This window comes from Arthrobacter sp. BG3, from assembly GCF_056680185.1.
This window is the reverse complement of the sequence record NZ_CM155270.1, coordinates 2906303-2923082: the sequence shown is the minus strand read 5'-3', so window position 1 is coordinate 2923082 and position 16780 is coordinate 2906303. Positions and strand designations below refer to the sequence as shown.

At 64.7% G+C, this 16780-nt stretch carries 13 protein-coding genes; 4 read left to right on the top strand and 9 right to left on the bottom strand.

Annotated elements, in window-relative coordinates; genetic code table 11:
• Nucleotides 1-7 precede the first annotated feature (7 nt).
• Nucleotides 8-1132 carry a flavin-containing monooxygenase gene (locus tag AC1MFL_RS13125; protein WP_479810326.1) on the top strand — a complete coding sequence of 375 codons (1125 nt, stop codon included), beginning with the start codon at nt 8-10 and terminating at the stop codon, nt 1130-1132.
• 69 nt (nt 1133-1201) lie between these two features.
• Here the strand turns inward: AC1MFL_RS13125 and AC1MFL_RS13120 are convergent, their stop codons facing one another.
• From AC1MFL_RS13120 to AC1MFL_RS13090, 7 genes are all read right to left on the bottom strand, one after another.
• Complete coding sequence (locus AC1MFL_RS13120) at nt 1202-3604, bottom strand: FG-GAP-like repeat-containing protein (RefSeq protein WP_479815458.1); 2403 nt, start codon at nt 3602-3604, stop codon at nt 1202-1204.
• A 177-nt stretch (nt 3605-3781) separates the two neighbouring features.
• Nucleotides 3782-4996 (bottom strand): MFS transporter, encoded by a 1215-nt coding sequence (locus AC1MFL_RS13115; protein ID WP_479810324.1) that lies wholly within the window; start codon nt 4994-4996, stop codon nt 3782-3784.
• A gap of 36 nt (nt 4997-5032) precedes the next feature.
• Nucleotides 5033-5767 (bottom strand): GAF and ANTAR domain-containing protein, encoded by a 735-nt coding sequence (locus AC1MFL_RS13110; RefSeq protein ID WP_479810322.1) that lies wholly within the window; start codon nt 5765-5767, stop codon nt 5033-5035.
• A gap of 89 nt (nt 5768-5856) precedes the next feature.
• Nucleotides 5857-7911 (bottom strand): S8 family serine peptidase, encoded by a 2055-nt coding sequence (locus AC1MFL_RS13105; RefSeq protein ID WP_479810320.1) that lies wholly within the window; start codon nt 7909-7911, stop codon nt 5857-5859.
• 349 nt (nt 7912-8260) lie between these two features.
• Entirely contained in the window at nt 8261-9133 is an 873-nt protein-coding gene (locus AC1MFL_RS13100; protein ID WP_479810318.1) for a MinD/ParA family ATP-binding protein, read from the bottom strand.
• Between the two features lie 649 nt (nt 9134-9782).
• A complete protein-coding gene (locus tag AC1MFL_RS13095) occupies nt 9783-10745 on the bottom strand; it encodes a LysM peptidoglycan-binding domain-containing protein (protein WP_479815456.1) in 963 nt (320 codons plus the stop codon).
• 236 nt (nt 10746-10981) lie between these two features.
• Entirely contained in the window at nt 10982-11797 is an 816-nt protein-coding gene (locus tag AC1MFL_RS13090) for an MBL fold metallo-hydrolase (protein ID WP_479810316.1), read from the bottom strand.
• A gap of 551 nt (nt 11798-12348) precedes the next feature.
• Between AC1MFL_RS13090 and galE the strand changes: the two genes are divergently transcribed.
• Complete coding sequence (galE, locus tag AC1MFL_RS13085; RefSeq protein WP_479810314.1) at nt 12349-13368, top strand: UDP-glucose 4-epimerase GalE; 1020 nt, start codon at nt 12349-12351, stop codon at nt 13366-13368.
• 18 nt (nt 13369-13386) lie between these two features.
• Here galE and AC1MFL_RS13080 read toward each other — a convergent pair whose 3' ends face one another.
• Nucleotides 13387-13521: a hypothetical protein gene (locus AC1MFL_RS13080; protein ID WP_479810312.1), complete on the bottom strand. Its 135-nt coding sequence runs from the start codon at nt 13519-13521 to the stop codon at nt 13387-13389.
• A 184-nt stretch (nt 13522-13705) separates the two neighbouring features.
• Here AC1MFL_RS13080 and AC1MFL_RS13075 point away from each other — a divergent pair, with 184 nt between their 5' ends.
• The gene (locus AC1MFL_RS13075; protein WP_479810310.1) at nt 13706-14581 is read left to right on the top strand and encodes a nucleotidyltransferase family protein; all 876 of its coding nucleotides are present in this window, start codon (nt 13706-13708) and stop codon (nt 14579-14581) included.
• 225 nt (nt 14582-14806) lie between these two features.
• A complete protein-coding gene (locus tag AC1MFL_RS13070; protein WP_479810308.1) occupies nt 14807-16114 on the top strand; it encodes a hypothetical protein in 1308 nt (435 codons plus the stop codon).
• A 171-nt stretch (nt 16115-16285) separates the two neighbouring features.
• Here AC1MFL_RS13070 and AC1MFL_RS13065 read toward each other — a convergent pair whose 3' ends face one another.
• Entirely contained in the window at nt 16286-16759 is a 474-nt protein-coding gene (locus AC1MFL_RS13065) for an acyltransferase (protein ID WP_479810306.1), read from the bottom strand.
• Nucleotides 16760-16780: the final 21 nt, after the last annotated feature.

Sequence of the window (16780 nt, the reverse complement as noted above, 5' to 3'; positions counted from 1 at the left end):
GCCGGCCATGAGCCAGGACACCCAGCAGCTTGATGCCGTCGTCATCGGCGCGGGACAGGCCGGCCTCGCTGCCGGCTACCACCTCGCCCGGACGAAACTGCGGTTCGAGATCCTCGAGGGCGCCCCGCGGGTGGGCGATATCTGGCGCCGCCGCTGGGACTCCCTGCGCCTGTTCACCCCCGCCCAGCACGACGGCCTCCCCGGCCTGCCCTTCCCGGCCGCGCGGAACACCTTCCCCCGCAAGGAGGACTTCGCCGGCTACCTCGAGGACTACGCGGAGCGGTTCAGCCTCCCGGTGCGGACCGGCGTCCGGGTGGAGCGCGTCACCCGGGCCGGCGGCGGGTTCGCCGTCGACACCCCGGCCGGGACCGTGCGGACGCGCAACGTCATCGTGGCCACCGGGGCGAATGCACTCCCCCGCCTTCCGGAGGCCGCCGCCGGGCTGGACTCCGCCATCCGCCAGCTTCACAGCTCGCAGTACCGCAGCCCGGCGGACATCCCCGACGGCGAGGTGCTGGTGGTGGGCGCCGGAACCTCCGGCGCGGAAATTGCCCTGGAGCTCGCGGCCAACCACCGGGTGTTCCTGTCGGGCAGACCTACCCCGCACATTCCCGACCCCCTGCTCCGCTACGCTGGCGGGGCCTACTGGCGGTTCATCCACTCGGTCCTGACGCTGCGCACCCCGGTCGGGCGCAAGGTCGCGGCCAGCTTCCACGACCGCGGCGCACCCCTGATCAGGATCTCCACGAAGGACCTGGACAGCGCCGGGGTCCTCCGGGTGCCGCGCATGACCGGCACCGCGGACGGCCAGCCCGCGTTCGACGGCGGCACGTCAGTCAGCGGCGCGTCCGACGCCGGCACTTACGCCGGGGTGCGGACCGTCATCTGGGCCACCGGCTACCGCCCGGACCTGGGCTGGATCGACGGGCTCCAGTTGGCGCCGTCGGGCTGGCCGGAGACCGAACGGGGCGCCGTCCCCGGGATTCCGGGGCTGTACTTCGTGGGCATGCCGTTCCAGTACGCCCTCACCTCGGGCCTGATCGGCGGCGTGGACCGGGACGCGGCGTATGTGGTCAGGCAAATAGCGAGGCGCGTGCCGGAACCGTCAGCGGTAGGCGCCCGTGCTTTCTAACATCCACGAACCCAAGGAGGCCCTCCGCTTCCGAAGTACGGTGCGGAGGGCCTCCTGGTGGAATCCTGGCTACAGGATCGCGGTCATAGGGTTCCAGCCCGGACCGAGATCGATGCGCTTGAACCAGTCACCTGCACCGTTGTTCGGGTAGAGCCAGAGCTCACCGGTGGTGTCGCGCGCGATGACGTCGGGGCGGCCGTCGCCGTTCATGTCGCCGGGAGCTGTGATGGCGTTCATGGTGTTCCAGCCGGCGCCCAGATCGACCCGCCGGAACCATTCATTCTGCCCATTGCCCGGGTAGAGCCACAGCTGGCCGCTGGTGTCGCGGGCGACCAAATCCACCTTGCCGTCGGCGTTGAAATCCCCGGGAGCGACGATGGAGTTCATGATGTTCCAACCGGCGCCCAGATCAACGCGCTTGAGCCAGTCGCCGGCTCCGTTGTTTGGATAGAGCCACAATTCGCCACTGCTGTCCCAGGCAATCAGGTCCGGCTTGCCGTCCGCGTTGAAGTCACCGGGGGCAACAATCGATGTCATGACGTTCCAGCCGGCTCCAAGATCCTGCCGCTTGGACCAGTCGCCGGTTCCAGTCCCCGGGTATAGCCACAGTTCACCGCTGTTGTCCCGGGCGATGACGTCTGCTTTGCCATCGCCATTGAAATCACCGGCACTGACGATAGTGGACATCACGTTCCAGCCCCCGCCGAGGTCGATCCGCTTGAACCAGTCACCGGTCCCCGTCCCGGGGTAGAGCCACAGCTCACCGGACCCGTCACGGGCGATGACGTCCGTCTTGCCGTCACCTGTGAAGTCGTTCAAGCGCTTCGGTGCCGCCGGCACTGTCGGCGCAGAGGACGTCGAGAACGTCGAGAACGTCGCGGTCCAGGAAGCCGTCGCACCCGCGGTCAGGATGTAGTCGGTCCTGGCCTGAGCAGTGACCGTGACGGTTCCGGTCCCCGGGTAAGTACCGGCAGGTTTGGCCGTTCCGCCGACGAGGTAGTCCACGCCGGTGGTCGCCGGGACCGTATACGTGTCAGCCGCGGTGCCGTCCCTGTCCGTGAAAACCACCGCCGCCGGGGACACCGGGTAAGGGGCCGCCTTGAGAGGAGTCTTGACGTTTGTGATCACTCCGGCTGAGGTACTGGTGGTGACGCCATTTTCGGCGGTTATGGACGCCTGGATCCTCACAGTGAAAATTGTGTTGGCGGGAAGTCCAGTGAACGCGTATGAAGTTGAAACGGTCTCAACAACAGTGTCCGGTGTGCCGGCGGTGGAAAGCGTCAGCTTGTACGTCAGCCCGGTTCCCACCCTTGTTGCCGGCACGCCCCACGTTGCCGAAATGGTGCTGTCGGTACCAGCAACGACAGCCACGGCGGTTGGTTCCGAAACCTGGGCAACAGAGGACAGCGCCGTCCTTGTCGTCGCAGTCGCAGTCGCGGTGGCCGTTTTGGTGTTCAGCGTCGTTGAAGCTGTGACAATCACGGAGTATTCCGTATTGCTCGCAAGACCATTGAAAGCGTACCGGGGCTCGGTACTCTGCACGGATTGAATCAAAGCGGCACCTTGTCTGAGCTCCACCTTGTACGGCTGCAGGCTCCCATACGCGGTTGCAGGGGCGGACCAGGATGCGGCAACGCTGGTCTCGGAGGCAGTCAGCCCCAGTCCCGTAGGGGCTGTGACAGCTGGGACGTCTTCAAGGGTGGTGACCGTGAAGGACTTCACCGGAGAAGAGAAGACAAGTCCGGGGACGTCGACGGCGACCGCAGCGACTTTCACGAGGTAGCCGGTGCTCGCAGTGAGTCCCGTGAACGCCACCGTCGGAGACGTTGTGGTTTTTGAGTCCAGGAGCGCAGCGCCGCCAGCGGAGTACAGCTGAACCTCATAGCGGGTGACAGTCTCACCCGGCTTCGGCACCCAGCTGGAGGTGAAACCGGATTTATCGACTGCGTTTGTCGGATCGCTAATCATGGTGGGCTGCGGGACGACGTCATATTTACCGAAGTTCTGCGTGAACCAGGCGCGTCCCGTGTCGTCGACCCAGTAACCAAGACCAATGTGGGTGAAGTCGCCAAGGATGTTGGCTTTATGGCCGGGGGATGCCATCCAGGCGGCGACGACAGTGCTCGGCGTGTAGCCCATCGCCACGTTTTCTCCCGCGCGCATCCACGGCTGGGGAAGCTGCGACGCATAGTCCGGGTTGTGGGTCATGGACGACTGTGCCGCCATTGTCTGCGACCAGTTCTGGGAGACACTGTTCATGGTTGGAGCAATGCTCAGCGGCTGCAGGCCAGCTTTGACCCGTTCAGCGTTGGTTTCGCTCAGAATCTGGGAAATTGCCGCATTAATTTGAGTCTGTGTTGACGCTGCCTCTGCCGGCTGTGCCGACACCAGAGCCGTTGATACTCCCCCTGCGGAGGCAAGGATGACTGCCGCAAGAGCTACAGCGATACCTCGGGACGTGACGGCGCGCATTGCACGGAGGCGCGCGCGTGTGAAACCGGACATAGTGTTTCCCCCAATACGTTCGCCGGTCAGGATCCGGCTACCGAAAGCGTAACGGAGTCTGGCCCGATTGCACCGACTCTGCGGCGAGGGCACGACCCGGGTTCTCAGGATCTGCTTTAGGTGCCGGGGCCTGTCCCGGGCCTATCAGTAGTTGCGCCGGTGCTTCAGCCGGGGAATCGTGACGGCGAAGACCGCGGCGGCGGCGAATCCCAGCACGCCGGTGGCGGCCACCCCGGCCCCGAGCGAGGCGACGGCGGTCACGCCTGAGAGCAGCACCGGCCCGCCGGTGGCCCCGGCGTCGGCCATGAACCGCCAGATGCCCAGGAACTGCCCGCGGCCGTTGTCGGGTGAGAAGTCGGCGCCCAGCGTCATGTTCAGGCCCGAGCTGATGCCGTTGCCGAAGCCGATCAGCAGCGCCGCGAGCAGCAGGCCCACGAAGCCGGTGCTGAGCGGGATCAGCAGCATGGCCGTGCCCATGATGAGGGTCGACGGAATCGCCACCCACTGCCGGCCCTTGCGGTCCATCAGCCGGCCGGCCGGGTAGAAGACCAGCATGTCGATGGCGCCGGAGAGCCCGTAGATCAGCGAGGCCTGCGTCGCGTCCATCCCGAGGTGCTCGGCCCAGAGCGGGATCACCACCTGCCGGGACGCGCGCAGCGCGCTGAGCAGCAGCACCCCCATGCACACGGTCAGGAAGACCCCGGCGTGGGAGACGGCGACGCTGCGCATCGTCGCCCGCTGGACGGGGACGTCGCCGTCCGGTGCAGGCGTGGCCACGAGATCCGGGATGGTCACCGACAGGGCCGCGGCTGCCACCATGGCGACGACGCCCACCCAGTAGGCGCCGGTGATGCCGGCGAACTGCATGACCGCCGCGCCGATGAAGGGGCCGATGAAGATGCCGATCCGGTTGACCCCGCCGAGCGTTGACAGGGCCCGCGCCCGGAGCATCACCGGCACCGCCTCGGTCAGGTACTTCTGCCGGGCCAGGCTGAAGACGCTCGCGGCCATGCCGACGACGAGCATCGCGGCGGCGAGCAGCCAGAGCCCGTCCGGCACCAGCGGCGACAGTGCCGCGGCGGCCAGGGCGACGGCGCTGGCCGCCGCAGCGCCGACGATCGCCCAGCGTTCGCCGAACTTCAGGGTGATGAGCGAGGCGGGCAGGTTGAAAAACCAGGAGCCCAGGCCGATCAGGGTGACCACCAGTGCGGCGACGGCCACCGAGGCGCCGAGGTCGCGGGCGGACAGGGCCACCACCGGCAGGATCGCGCCCTCGCCGATGCTGAACAGCAGGGCCGGGCCGAACGCGGGAACGGCGATGCTGCGGAGGCTGAAGGCGGCTTGGCGTGTGGTGGTCATCCCCTTCATCCTAGGACCGGCGGCGCGCCGGGCCGCTCACGCCTCGAAGTGCGTCCGGACGGTCCCGTCGGTGAGATTGCGGAGGACGTCGGCCGCGACGGCGCGGAGCTTCTGGTTCCGGTTGCTGGAGACCCGGGTGAGGATGCCCATGGCTTCCTCCTGGGAGCAGCGGTTCTGGGCCATGATGACGCCGCAGGCCAGGTCGATCGAGGTGCGGTGCTCCATCGCGGCTCTCAGGTCCTCGGCCCGGGACTGTTCGGTGCCGATCCGGACGGCCAGGCGGAGGGATCGGCCGGCGAGGTCGGCGAAGCCGGCGGCATCGTTAATTATGTCCTGGGTGAAGATCCCGGTGCCGGGGGCGAAGAAGTTCAGGGCGGCGGCCGCGTCCGCGCCGATCTCCAGGGGCACGCCGAGGGTGCTGCGGCAGCCTTGGGCCGCGAGCTGCTGCTGGTAGGCCGGCCAGCGCGGGTCTGTGTCGACGTCGGCCAGCAGGACTACGGACCGGGTCCGCAGCGCCTCGATGCAGGGGCCGTCGCCGAGGCTTTGCTCGATGCGGTCCAGGATGATAGCCCGGGGGCTGCTCCCGGCCACCGTCATGGTCTTCTTGCGGCGCTGCAGTGTGACGCCGCATTCGATCTCGGCGCCAGCGGCCTGGCTGAGCGTGGCCGCGGAGAATTCAGAAAGGCGGCCGAGGAAGTCCTCGACGTTCTCTGTTCCCATCAGGAGGTCCTGCAGCTGCAGAACGGCTTCGTCACCGGCGTTGTTGGTCATGCCTAAATCTAAGTCGGTCCCCGGCGCGAAACAACTTGCCTGCGCCCGAAGTCCCAACGGCGCTGCGTCGCCTCTCCTTCGGGCTGGGGTTACAGGATGGCACTCATGGAGCTCCAGCCTCCGCCGAGGTCGATGCGGCTGAACCAGTCACCCCTACCGTTGTTCGGGTAGAGCCAGAGTTCCCCAGTTGTGTCGCGGGCGATCACATCAGGCCAGTTGTCGCTGTTCATGTCGCCGGGAGCGGTGACGGCATCCATGGTGTTCCAGCCCGCTCCGAGATCTACCCGGGTGAACCATTCGTTCTGCCCGTTGCCCGGGTAGAGCCACAGTTCGCCGGTGGTGTCGCGGGCGACCAGGTCCACTTTGCCGTCGGCGTTGAAGTCCCCCGGGGCCACGATGGAGTTCATGGTGTTCCAACCGGAACCCAGATCGACGCGCTTGAGCCAGTCGCCGGCACCGTTGTTCGGATACAGCCAGAGTTCCCCGCCGCTATCCCGGGCAATCAGGTCCGGCTTGCCGTCGTCGTTGAAGTCCCCCGGGGCAACGATCGAAGTCATGACGTTCCAGCCGGCTCCCAGATCCTGCCGCTTGGCCCAGTCTCCGGTCCCGGTGCCCGGGTAGAGCCACAGCTCACCGCTGTTGTCCCGGGCGATCACGTCCGCTTTGCCGTCACCGTTGAAGTCCCCCGCACTGACGATGGTGGACATCACGTTCCAGCCGCTGCCAAGGTCGATCCGCTTGGACCAGCCACCGGTCCCCGTGCCGGGGTACAGCCACAATTCACCGGATGCGTCCCGCGCGATGACGTCCGTTTTGCCGTCACCGTTGAAGTCGTTCAACCGCATCGCCGGACCGGGCAAGGCGGTGCTGAATTCAAGGGCCTTGGCCGCATCCACCAGACCGGTACCGCAGCCCTCAGGACAGGCCACGGCCAGGGGCCGTGCGGTGTTCTTGATCCGGTCCTCGACGTCCTTGGGCGTGGCACTCGCGCCCAGCTTAGCCATGAGGAGCGCGGCCAGCCCCGCGACGTGCGGGGCCGCAATGGACGTTCCCAGGGTGTAGGCATAATCCTCGGCGGCGGGTCCGGTTGTGCCGGTGTTGATCGTGGAGGCGATACCGTCCTGCACATTCGTCGATACGTCGCCACCGGGGGCGGTCACATCCACAACTGACCCGTAGTTCGAATATGAGGCGCGCGCGCCGGTCCGTCCGCTTGCCGCGACGGTAATCACGTTCTGGCAGTTCGCGGGACTCACGTTGGCTGCAGACGTGTTGGAGTTGCCTGCGGCAGCAACAATCACAGAACCTGCGTTGTAGGCAAAATCAATGGCGTTCTGGTAGGTCGACGAGCAGGTAGCGGCAGTGCCGCCCAGGCTCATGTTGATGACGCGGGCGGGGTTCGGATTTGTTGGAACTCCCGGGACAGCTCCGCCGGCGGCCCAGATGATGGAGTCAGCGATGTCCGAGGTGTAGCCACCGCAGGGGCCCAGTGCGCGGACTGGCAGGATCTTCGCCCCTGGAGCTACGCCCGTGATGCCGCGCCCGTTGTTAGCGATTGCGGCGACGGTTCCCGCGACCCGCGTTCCGTGCCACGAGGAGGGGCCACCGGCCGCGCCGGCGCTGCAGAGTCCGTCGGACGTCCAGTCGCCTTCGTCGCGCGGGTTGGGATCACGCCCGTCGTTGTCGCGGGCTTTGGCAGCGCTCGAAATCATGTCGTAGCCGGGAAGAACGTTTGCGTTCAGGTCGCTGTGGTCTGTGATGCCTGTGTCAACCACCGCGACGACGACGCCGTCGCCCTTGGTGACGGACCAGGCCCCCGGCATCCGCATCCCGCCGGGTTCCTCCCACAGGTCCCATTGCAGGGGGTAGTAGGGGTCGTTAGGACCGACGCTAGCCGGGTACATCAGCGTGTCCGGCTCCGCATACTCGACGTCCGGGTTTGCCCGCAGGTTCGTCAGGAAGTCCCTGGCTTCGACCGGGTCCAAGGCCCTGTCGGTGCCAACAATCTGGGCGCCATTCGCCGCGAGGTGCAGACCCTTCGCCGGCACACCGACCACAGCTTCAGCGCGTGCATAGGATTCTTGACGGGCAACAGAACTGATGCCGGCGGTTTCTTTGAACTTGACGATGAATTGATCGGTCAACGCAGCAGGGTCGACCGATGCAGTCAGGTGCGGCGCGGCCGGCAGCGGGCGCACTGATTCAGCTTCGGCTGGAATGGCTACCAGGGCCGTGCCTACCAACGCGAGAACTCCCGCTAAGACGACAAGGGAATAGGGTCGAGGCACAGTAGTCATTCGGGCGTCCTAGTCGCGAGCGTCGACCGCTAAGCGCCCGAACGTGGAGATTTTGAGACCGCGATCTCCGCGTCCAAATCGATGCTAACAAGGAGTTGGTCGACTTTTGCCAAGGTTTTCCGCAGACTTTCCACTTGATCCGGGTGCTGAGCCAGCAGACTGTCAGCTCAGGTCACACGCCGGCGGTTGAACTGACCTAGACGTAGCCGTCCACAATGGCGGCGGCGATCTCCTTGTAGGCCCGGCGGGTTTCGGGCCGCAGCACATCGAGGGTGACCAAGTCACCGTCCGCGACGCCACGGTCGTGCGGGACGGCGATCAGCTGGCGGCAGATGCCGGAGAGATGGTCCTCGATCGCGTCCTTGTCCACCCGGGAGGAGACTTCATCTTTGTCGGTGATGACCACGACTGCGTTGCGGGCGAGTTCCTCGTAGCCGTGGCTGGCCAGCCAGTGCAGGGTGCTACGGGCGCGTTTGGCGCCGCTGACGGCATAGCCGGCGGCGATGATGAGGTTGTCAGCGGACTGCAGGATGCCGCTCATGGCGTTGTGCGTGACTCCGGTGCCGCAGTCGGTCAGGGCCACCGAGTAGTAGCCGGAGATGAGTTTGCGGATTCGCAGGTATTCTTCGGCCGTCAGGGAGTCCGAGACCTCGGGATCCTGTTCGCCCGCAATCAGGTGCAGCCGGCCGGCATGGTGCATGTACCGGGCCAGGGCGGTGAGAGAGTCGACGGATTCGATGTTCTTGAGCAGGTCCGTGATGGTCCGCGGGCTCTGCTGCTGGTAGATACCCTCGCCGAGAGCACGCTCCACGAGGTCGCCAGAGTCCGGGTTCGCGTCGATCGCGCACGGCGGGTCGCCGCGGTACTCCGCCAAGGTCAGTCCGACCCCGACCGTGGTGGAAGTCTTGCCGATGCCGCCTTTGAGGCTCAGCACGGCGGTGTTGTAGCTGCCTTGGAGCTGGCGGGAGATGCGGCGGGCCAGTTCGTCTTCCTCACGCTGCCGGGCGTTCGGACCCAGGTTTAGGCCGCCGCCGGTCATCTTGTAGAGGGCGCCACGGAAACCGCCCACGGGCCGGGGCTTCTGCTCGCGGACGAAGAGGCCGGGTGAGCTGATGAAATCGGGGGCGGGTGCGGCAAGTGCTGCCGCCCGGCTTTCAGAACGACTCGACCGGAGCGGCCGGGGCGGCACAGAGGGTGAGGTTCCGGGCGCGGCGGGCACGGCCGTCCGCGAGGGAGACGGCGTCACCGCGTTCGTGGTGGATGCGTCAAGGGGAACCGATGTGATGGGCGCACTGTCCTGCGGAGCACGGCTCGGTACCGCGGGGGCATCCGCTGCGGCGGCAGCCTCAGCCCAAGAGCTGCTGCGGACTGTCCGCGCCGGTGGGCTGTCAATGTCGTCAGGGGTGATGGTAGGCATGGTTCCTGTCCGGGGGTCGGAGTCATCGCCGCTTCGGCGGTCACGCCGGCGCCGGAGCTCGGGTTGCTCTGCCTCCAGGGCAGGGTCGGCTGATGTGTTGTCCACCGGTTCGGGCATACGTGTCCCCCTAGGACTCACCGCGCGGACCGCTGCGGCGCTCGTTTGAAAAGGTCCAAACACCAATTCTAGGGGAATAGGGTGTGGGTAACGGACCGGCACATGCTCGGCGGCCCGAACCGGTCAATTTTCCCTAAGCACAGTGAGACAACCAGACCCGCGGTTAGACCAGCAAAGGTCTGGTCTAGTTCAAAGCGATCACAAGCATCTGGTTCGTACCGGGGATGCATGTTTGCAGTACCGCGCGGGGAAAGCCTCCGAACGCGGCAGCAACGTCACTGGTTGTGCCTCCCTGAAAGACCTGCGCGCGGCCTGTTGCCGTGTACGTGCCGATACCCGAGAGTTTCACGGTTTCACCGACACCGATCCCCGAAAAGCGCGCCCAGCCACCGCAAAAATCATGTTCGGTGATGAACAGGGAATATGCGTCAGTCGGCGTGAAGTGGATTGGGCCGATGCAAGCGTCGACCAAGGGCTGGCCACCAGAGCCCGCCACATAGATGGTTCGCATTGCGGGGGCGGCAGCAACCTGCGCGGGAGCTACAGCGGCCTGCGCGGGAGCCTGCGCCGGCACGGCGGGAGCTTCGACGGGCACGACGAGCGGGGGACCCGTCAGCTTCAACGTCTGGCCAGGCAGGATGATTGAGTAGACACCCAGGCCGTTGGCCGCCAACATGGCGTAAACGTCCACTCCGAAGCGCGAAGCAATGGCGCTGACGGTGTCGCCTGCGACCACAACGTACTGATTACTGTCACCGACGCTGACGGCGGGGTCCATCGGTGGAGGTGGAGCTTCTGAAGCCGAAGCCACGGCTTCCGCGGGAATCGGGGCAGTAGCTTCCACGGGAGGCTGCTCAGGAGACAGGCCGTAAGCCTCCGGGGGCCGACTCTCCTCGGGTACGGCTACAGCGGTAAGTGTTGGCGCTGCGGCCGCGGTGGCCGGGTCCGTTCTTTGCCGAGTGGCATCAACCACTGTGCCCGAAGGGCTCTGGGAGGCCGTCACCGTTGCCATGTCGGCAGGAGATTGAACGGCCAGGAAAACTGCCAGACTACTACTCAGGAGCAGGAAGGCGACGGCGACCAGTAGGGTGGAAGTTTTCTCGACAAACTGTCGAATTTTCGGAAACCTGTACGCATTCAGATCCATCTGCACCAGCCCGATCCCACGACGAGAGGGTCTCCCGGGAAACTGGTCTTGAAGACACCGGGGGTAGCAGTCCACCCCCGCAGAAAACGCAGAGGCAATCCCACCAACCCGGTTGGGCCAAGGGCAGGTCCGGATTAGTGCCGAGAGTATCGACTGCGAGGATGCTGCACACGCGTAGTCAATACCTGAGTTCTCCGGCCCCTATACCGTGCTGTTGCTTGTTCATGACCAAAGGGTCAGTGGTGCGCCCGGGTCTCCTGCAGGCGCTTGATGAACCAGCGGGACTGCTCCGGCCCGTAGGGCAGGATCGGGATGGCCTTGGTGGCGTCGTCCGGTGTCTCCCGTGTCGCCTGGGTGGCCTGCCGCACTGCCGTGGTCATGGTGTTGGCCATCGTTTTAACGAACTGGTCGCTGCACGGTTCTCCGTGCCCGGGAATCAGGAATTCGTACCTGTGGCGCAGTGCCGAGATATGCCGAAGGACGCCTGCCCATTCTTCGGGGTAGGAATCCTCAAAGGAAGGGTGTGAGCCCTGCTCGACCAGGTCGCCGGCGTAGAGGGTCGTGGCCGTTCCCACCAGGAGATCCCCGTCGGTGTGTCCGAGGCCCAAGTGAAAGAGAGTAACGGCCTGGCCGCCAAGATCCACCAGAACTGGCTGGTCCTTCACGATCGCGTTGGGGACCACGAGTTCCACGTTGGGGCCCTCCCCTGCGGACATTTCGGGCTCGAGCCCGGCCACGAGGCGACGCTGGCTGTCGCCGTTCTCCTCGATCTCCGCGGCACAGTTCTCGTGCGCCCAAAACTCGGTGACGCCCGCATCAGCGAACACGGCATTACCGAAAAAGTGGTCGTAGTGGGCGTGCGTGTTCACGACGACAAGGGGCAGCAGCGTTTTTTCCCGCACGGCGTCGAGGATCTCGCGCCCCTGCCGGGGTCCGCAGCCGGTGTCCACCACCATGGCGCGTTCGGAGCCGACGACCAGGCCGGTGTTGAGCAGGGAACCTTGGGTGGTCAGAACGTAGTTGTCCGGGCCAACCTCGAGCCATCGTGACATTGAATCTCCGTTTTCCGGCGTTGTTGTTGCGATGTTCAGTCCCCGATTCTACCCACGGCTGCCTCAAAGGCTTGAGGAAATGCCGGAAACAGGGCACTTTTGGGAGGTCGCAATGCCGAGCACACCGGTTGCGTCAGTCACCACACCCCTAGGGAATGGCACATCCTGGCGGGCGCAGGCTCCTTCTAACCCAGACGCCGGAGGACCGGCGCCGCCGGAGCCCTGCGCCGCAGGTTCAGCGCCAGGTAGATGGCCGACATAGGAAGCACCAAGCTTCCAAGAAGCATGCCGAGTCCGGAGATAAAGTCATTGATAGCCACAGTAGAACCTCCAGGAGGTGGAAAGGCTTCCGGTCTTCGGGCTGCGACTCAGCGCCCAGTCAAACGGCAGCCCCGCGGTGGGAACGTTCATATCCAAACACGATGGACTTTACAGGCGCGTCACGGCTTCGACAGGCTTTGTCAATTCGGCGTGTCGCCGGAAGAAGTTTTCGTTAATCATCCCCGGCCGGCTGTTTTTTGAATACCGGCATCGGCCCTAAGCTTAGCCCCATGAAGGTATTGGTCACCGGGGGCGCCGGGTACATCGGATCACACACAACTCTGTGCCTTCTGGAGGCCGGGCACGATGTCGTCGTGTTCGACAACCTGGCAAATTCCAGTGCCGAATCAGTCCGGCGGGTCGAGGAGCTCGTCGGCAGAACTGTCGATTTCCGCGAAGGTGATCTTCTCGACGCCGACGCCGTCGACCTGGTCTTCGCCGAATTCAGCTTCGACGCCGTTATTCACTTCGCCGGGCTCAAAGCTGTGGGTGAATCGGTTGAGCGCCCGCTGATGTATTACCGAAACAACGTTGTTGGCACGCTGAACCTGCTCGACAGCATGGAGAAGGCCGGAGTGCGCCAGCTCGTCTTCAGTTCCTCCGCCACGGTCTACGGCGCATCGGAGCTTGTGCCGCTCTCCGAGTCCCTGCCACTTGACGCGACCAACCCCTACGGCCGGACCAAAGAACAGATTGAAGATATCCTTTCCGATCTTAGCGGCGCCGATCCGCGGTGGAGCATAGCGGTGCTTCGCTATTTCAATCCGGCCGGCGCCCACGAGTCCGGCCGGATTGGCGAAGACCCGAAGGGCGCCCCAAACAACCTCGTTCCGTTCGTGGCCCAAGTGGCGGTGGGGCGCCGTGAGAAGGTCATGGTGTTCGGGAACGACTATCCGACTCCAGACGGAACCGGTGTGAGGGACTACATCCACGTCATGGACCTAGCCGAAGGCCATCTGGCCGCTCTTGGCTACCTGGGCGGCAAAACGGGCACATTTCGGTGGAATCTCGGGACCGGCTTCGGATCCTCAGTCTTGGAAGTCATCAGGGCGTTCGGCACCGCCTCGGGGCAGTCCATTCCCTACGAGTTCGCGCCCCGCCGGGGCGGCGACGCAGCCGTAAGCTACGCGGACGCGGCCGAGGCTCACCAGCAGCTGGGATGGTCGGCCCAACGAAACGTGGCCCAGATGTGTGCCGACCACTGGCGCTGGCAAAGTCTGAACCCGCAGGGCTTTGAGGCCGGAAGCTGAGATCCGAAAGTCCAGGGATTACCCGAGAACGAACACCCAGGCCAGAATCGCGACGACTGCCGCCGCGCAGAGGGACAACGCGATGTTCCCGGCCAGTTGAAGTCGTCGAAGTCTGCGGTTGTCCCGGTCGTTGAGTGTAGACATTTTCCCCATGCCGGACATACTACAGGCGCAAACCTTGTGTTTTCCTTGGGCTGGCAAGCATGACGAGTGCGGCCCGATGGGACATCAACGACCTTAGAATGAAGGGCGTGGTAGCAAATGAGTTGGCTGTGGAGATGAATGGCAGGCGTCCTGCTGTTCCGTCCGCTCTCGCGTCGCGGTCCGGAGCAGGAGATTGAGCCTGAACAAGGCCGCCCAATCAGGTATGGAAGCTGGGCTACCATCAGAAATGCGGATTCGCCTGGGGCACGCTCTGATGCAGCGGGTGGCGGAGAAAGATGACGTGCGCCTACTGCACATCAAGGGATATTCCGCGGACGACGGGCTATATCACCCGGGGCGCGTGAGCTCCGACGTCGACGTCCTGATCCATCCTGAACACGTCTCGAAGCTTATTGAGGCCCTGCAGGCCAGGGGCTGGAGGACCGTTACCCGGTTCACGACCGGATCTGTCTTCCAGCACGCAATGACCCTGTGGCACGATACATGGGGATACGTCGACATCCACCGTTCGTTTCCTGGCGTTGAGCTACCTCCCGGAGAATTTTTTGAGGAGTTGTGGCGGTACAGGACCACCCAGCTAATTGCGGCCGTTGAGTGCACTGTTCCAAAGACCCATCACCAGGCACTTCTGATAGTGCTCCACGCCGCACGCGATCCATACCGGGGAACCAGCGACGTGCGGCATCTGCGTGAAACTCTGCTTCCAGAGAACTGGGACGTCTTGCAGATGCAGGCGGAGCGCTACGGCGCCGGGCTCGCCTTCGCAGCGGCAACGGGCGCGTTGGCATACTTTGAGGACCACCCGGGGCACGATGTCTGGTCCGTCCTGTCCGCTGGAGGTTCCCGTATGGAACTCCTGAAGGCCCGTACACGGGCCGAAACCTCGCTGCGGGGCCGCGCCAAGGTCCTGCTGTCCAGCATTTTTGCCAACCGGGACCACCTGCGCATGGCTCTGCAACGCGAGCCTAACCTGATGGACTATCTGGCGGAACTGTCAGGGCGTGTGGCTGAGGCGTGGTCTATGTTCACCTCCCGAATCAAGAAATAGGGACTCGCCCACAAGCTCACCGGCGGCACGTGAGGCGCTTACTGCCACCTTTGCCCTCAAGGGCGAGGCTGGCGGGACCGGCCTGACTGCCCAGAACGTCCGTGGGAATTACACCTAGTCAACCCCGGCTTCATGCCCCGGCACGAAGCCGGGGTGAAGCAGTGAGTCCGGTAACGTACTCGTGACGGCGGACTAAGAATGTGTTGGGGGATATTGATGGGTTCTATGAACCTGGTAAGCGCGTGGCCGCAGGACAACCGGGCACGGGCGGCAGCGGTAATCGTGATCATGGCCGGAGTAGTTTACCTGGGCCTCCCGAGGCTAACCGGCTGGACGCTTGAGTACCTTCACAAGGAAGACGGTTTGATCTTTCTGACCGACTTCCTGCGGGACGGGTGGGGCAGCCTGTTCCAGACCTACACCGGATACCTCCATATGGGCCCCCGACTGGTCACCGCGACCTGTGGCACGGCGCTCCCAGCCGACATGTTTGCCGGATGCGTAGGCGTTTCGATGGCCGCATTCCGGGGCATCCTGGCTGCCGTGGCTTTTGCCGTATTCCTCCCCTACGCCAAGTCATGGAAGTGGGCGCTAGGAGCGGCTGCCGTACTCCTCTTCATCGGCGTAGGGCAGCATGAAGTGCTCGGAAATCTCACCAATATGCGCTGGTTTACAGACGTGGCTGCGCTGTTGGTGCTACTGGGAAACTTCCGAAAACCGGCGCCAGCATTGGCAGTGTCTCTGCTCGCAATTGTGGCGGCCTGCTCAGATCCTCTAGCTCTCGTCCTCTTGCCGATTGCGTTGTGGCGGGCGATCGTCCTTCGCGGATGGGGGCGGCTCGTCCCGGCGGCTTACATCGCGGCGGGGATCCTTCACTTCGTGCTGATGAATTCAAGCGCCCGAACAGCGGACTGGGGATACATCACAGGTAACCCAGTCGAGTTCTTTGCCCAGGCCCTCGTGCGCGGTCCACTGGAGGCCATCATCGGACAAAACGGAGCGCAGGTCGCGATCAACATAGCCGGGCCCTACCTCGTTCTAGTGGGACTATTGGTGCCCTTGGCCGTGGTCGCGCTCTCGTGGAAGCGCGCCTCTCGGCCAAGCTACGCGATGGCCGTGATCATGGTCCTCGCAGGCATGGCAATCCTGTGCGCTACGCTCCTTTTTGCGCCGCTGGACGTAATCGCCCTATCAACCGAAGGCAGCGTGGGCGCGGCGTCGAGGTACGCGCTACTCCCGGCAACGCTTGTCGCCCAGGCGCTGCTCATCGTGGCCCCCTGGGCAATCGCGGCCGGCACGATAGGGCGGCTCGCGGGCTGGGGAATGGTGGGCCTGATGGTGGCCGGCGCGGCAGCTGACTCACCCGGCGACTCATGGAACTCTCACGGGCCAAAGTGGGCAAACACTATCGAGGAAGCCAACAGAGACTGCACGGCCCAAAACCAAGAGAACGTCACTGTCCCTGTCACGCCGCAGGGTGTCCCGATGAGCTGGACGGCGACGGTTTCGTGCGACTGGCTCAGGGGCAAGTAAGACCCGGGTTGAGACGACAACCAGCGCCCGGGTGAACGTTGGCGCGATCCCGGACCGCCCGCCACTGAGCGGCAACACCCACCTGATGGACTGGTGGTTGCCAGACGGGCGCGGAACCCCTGTTACGCTCACTCCAGCCGGGACGGCAACCGGCAAACGCGGCGCTCGCTTTCAGCTAGGGACGGGCGCTGGCTCAAGATCACGAACACGCCGGGCAGGCACGCCGGCGTAGACACCATCGGGAGCGCAGTCAGACGTCACGACCGCACCAGCGGCGACAATGCAGCCGCTCCCGATGGTCACTCCCGGCAAGATCGTCGAGGAAGCGCCGATCCAGCAGCCATCCTTGATCACAACGGGAGCGCCTACGGTCGCCCCGGCCCGGCGCGTGGCAGGACCCATCTCGTGAGACCTCGTCAGCACGGTGACGCGGGGACCAAACGAGCAGTCCTTGCCAATCGTGATGCTGTCGAACGCGTCGAAAAAGCATTCCTGGTTTATGAAGGTCCGCTCTCCGATGCTCACATTCTTGCTGCCAAACGAGCCCGGCGTGATCGAGCTGAACTCGACGTCGAGGCCAAGCGCACGCAGCGCCTGCCACCTCCGCTTCTTCGGCATCAGGCGGGAAACGGTCACAGAGTTCACAAGGAAAGACCGGTTGAGTGC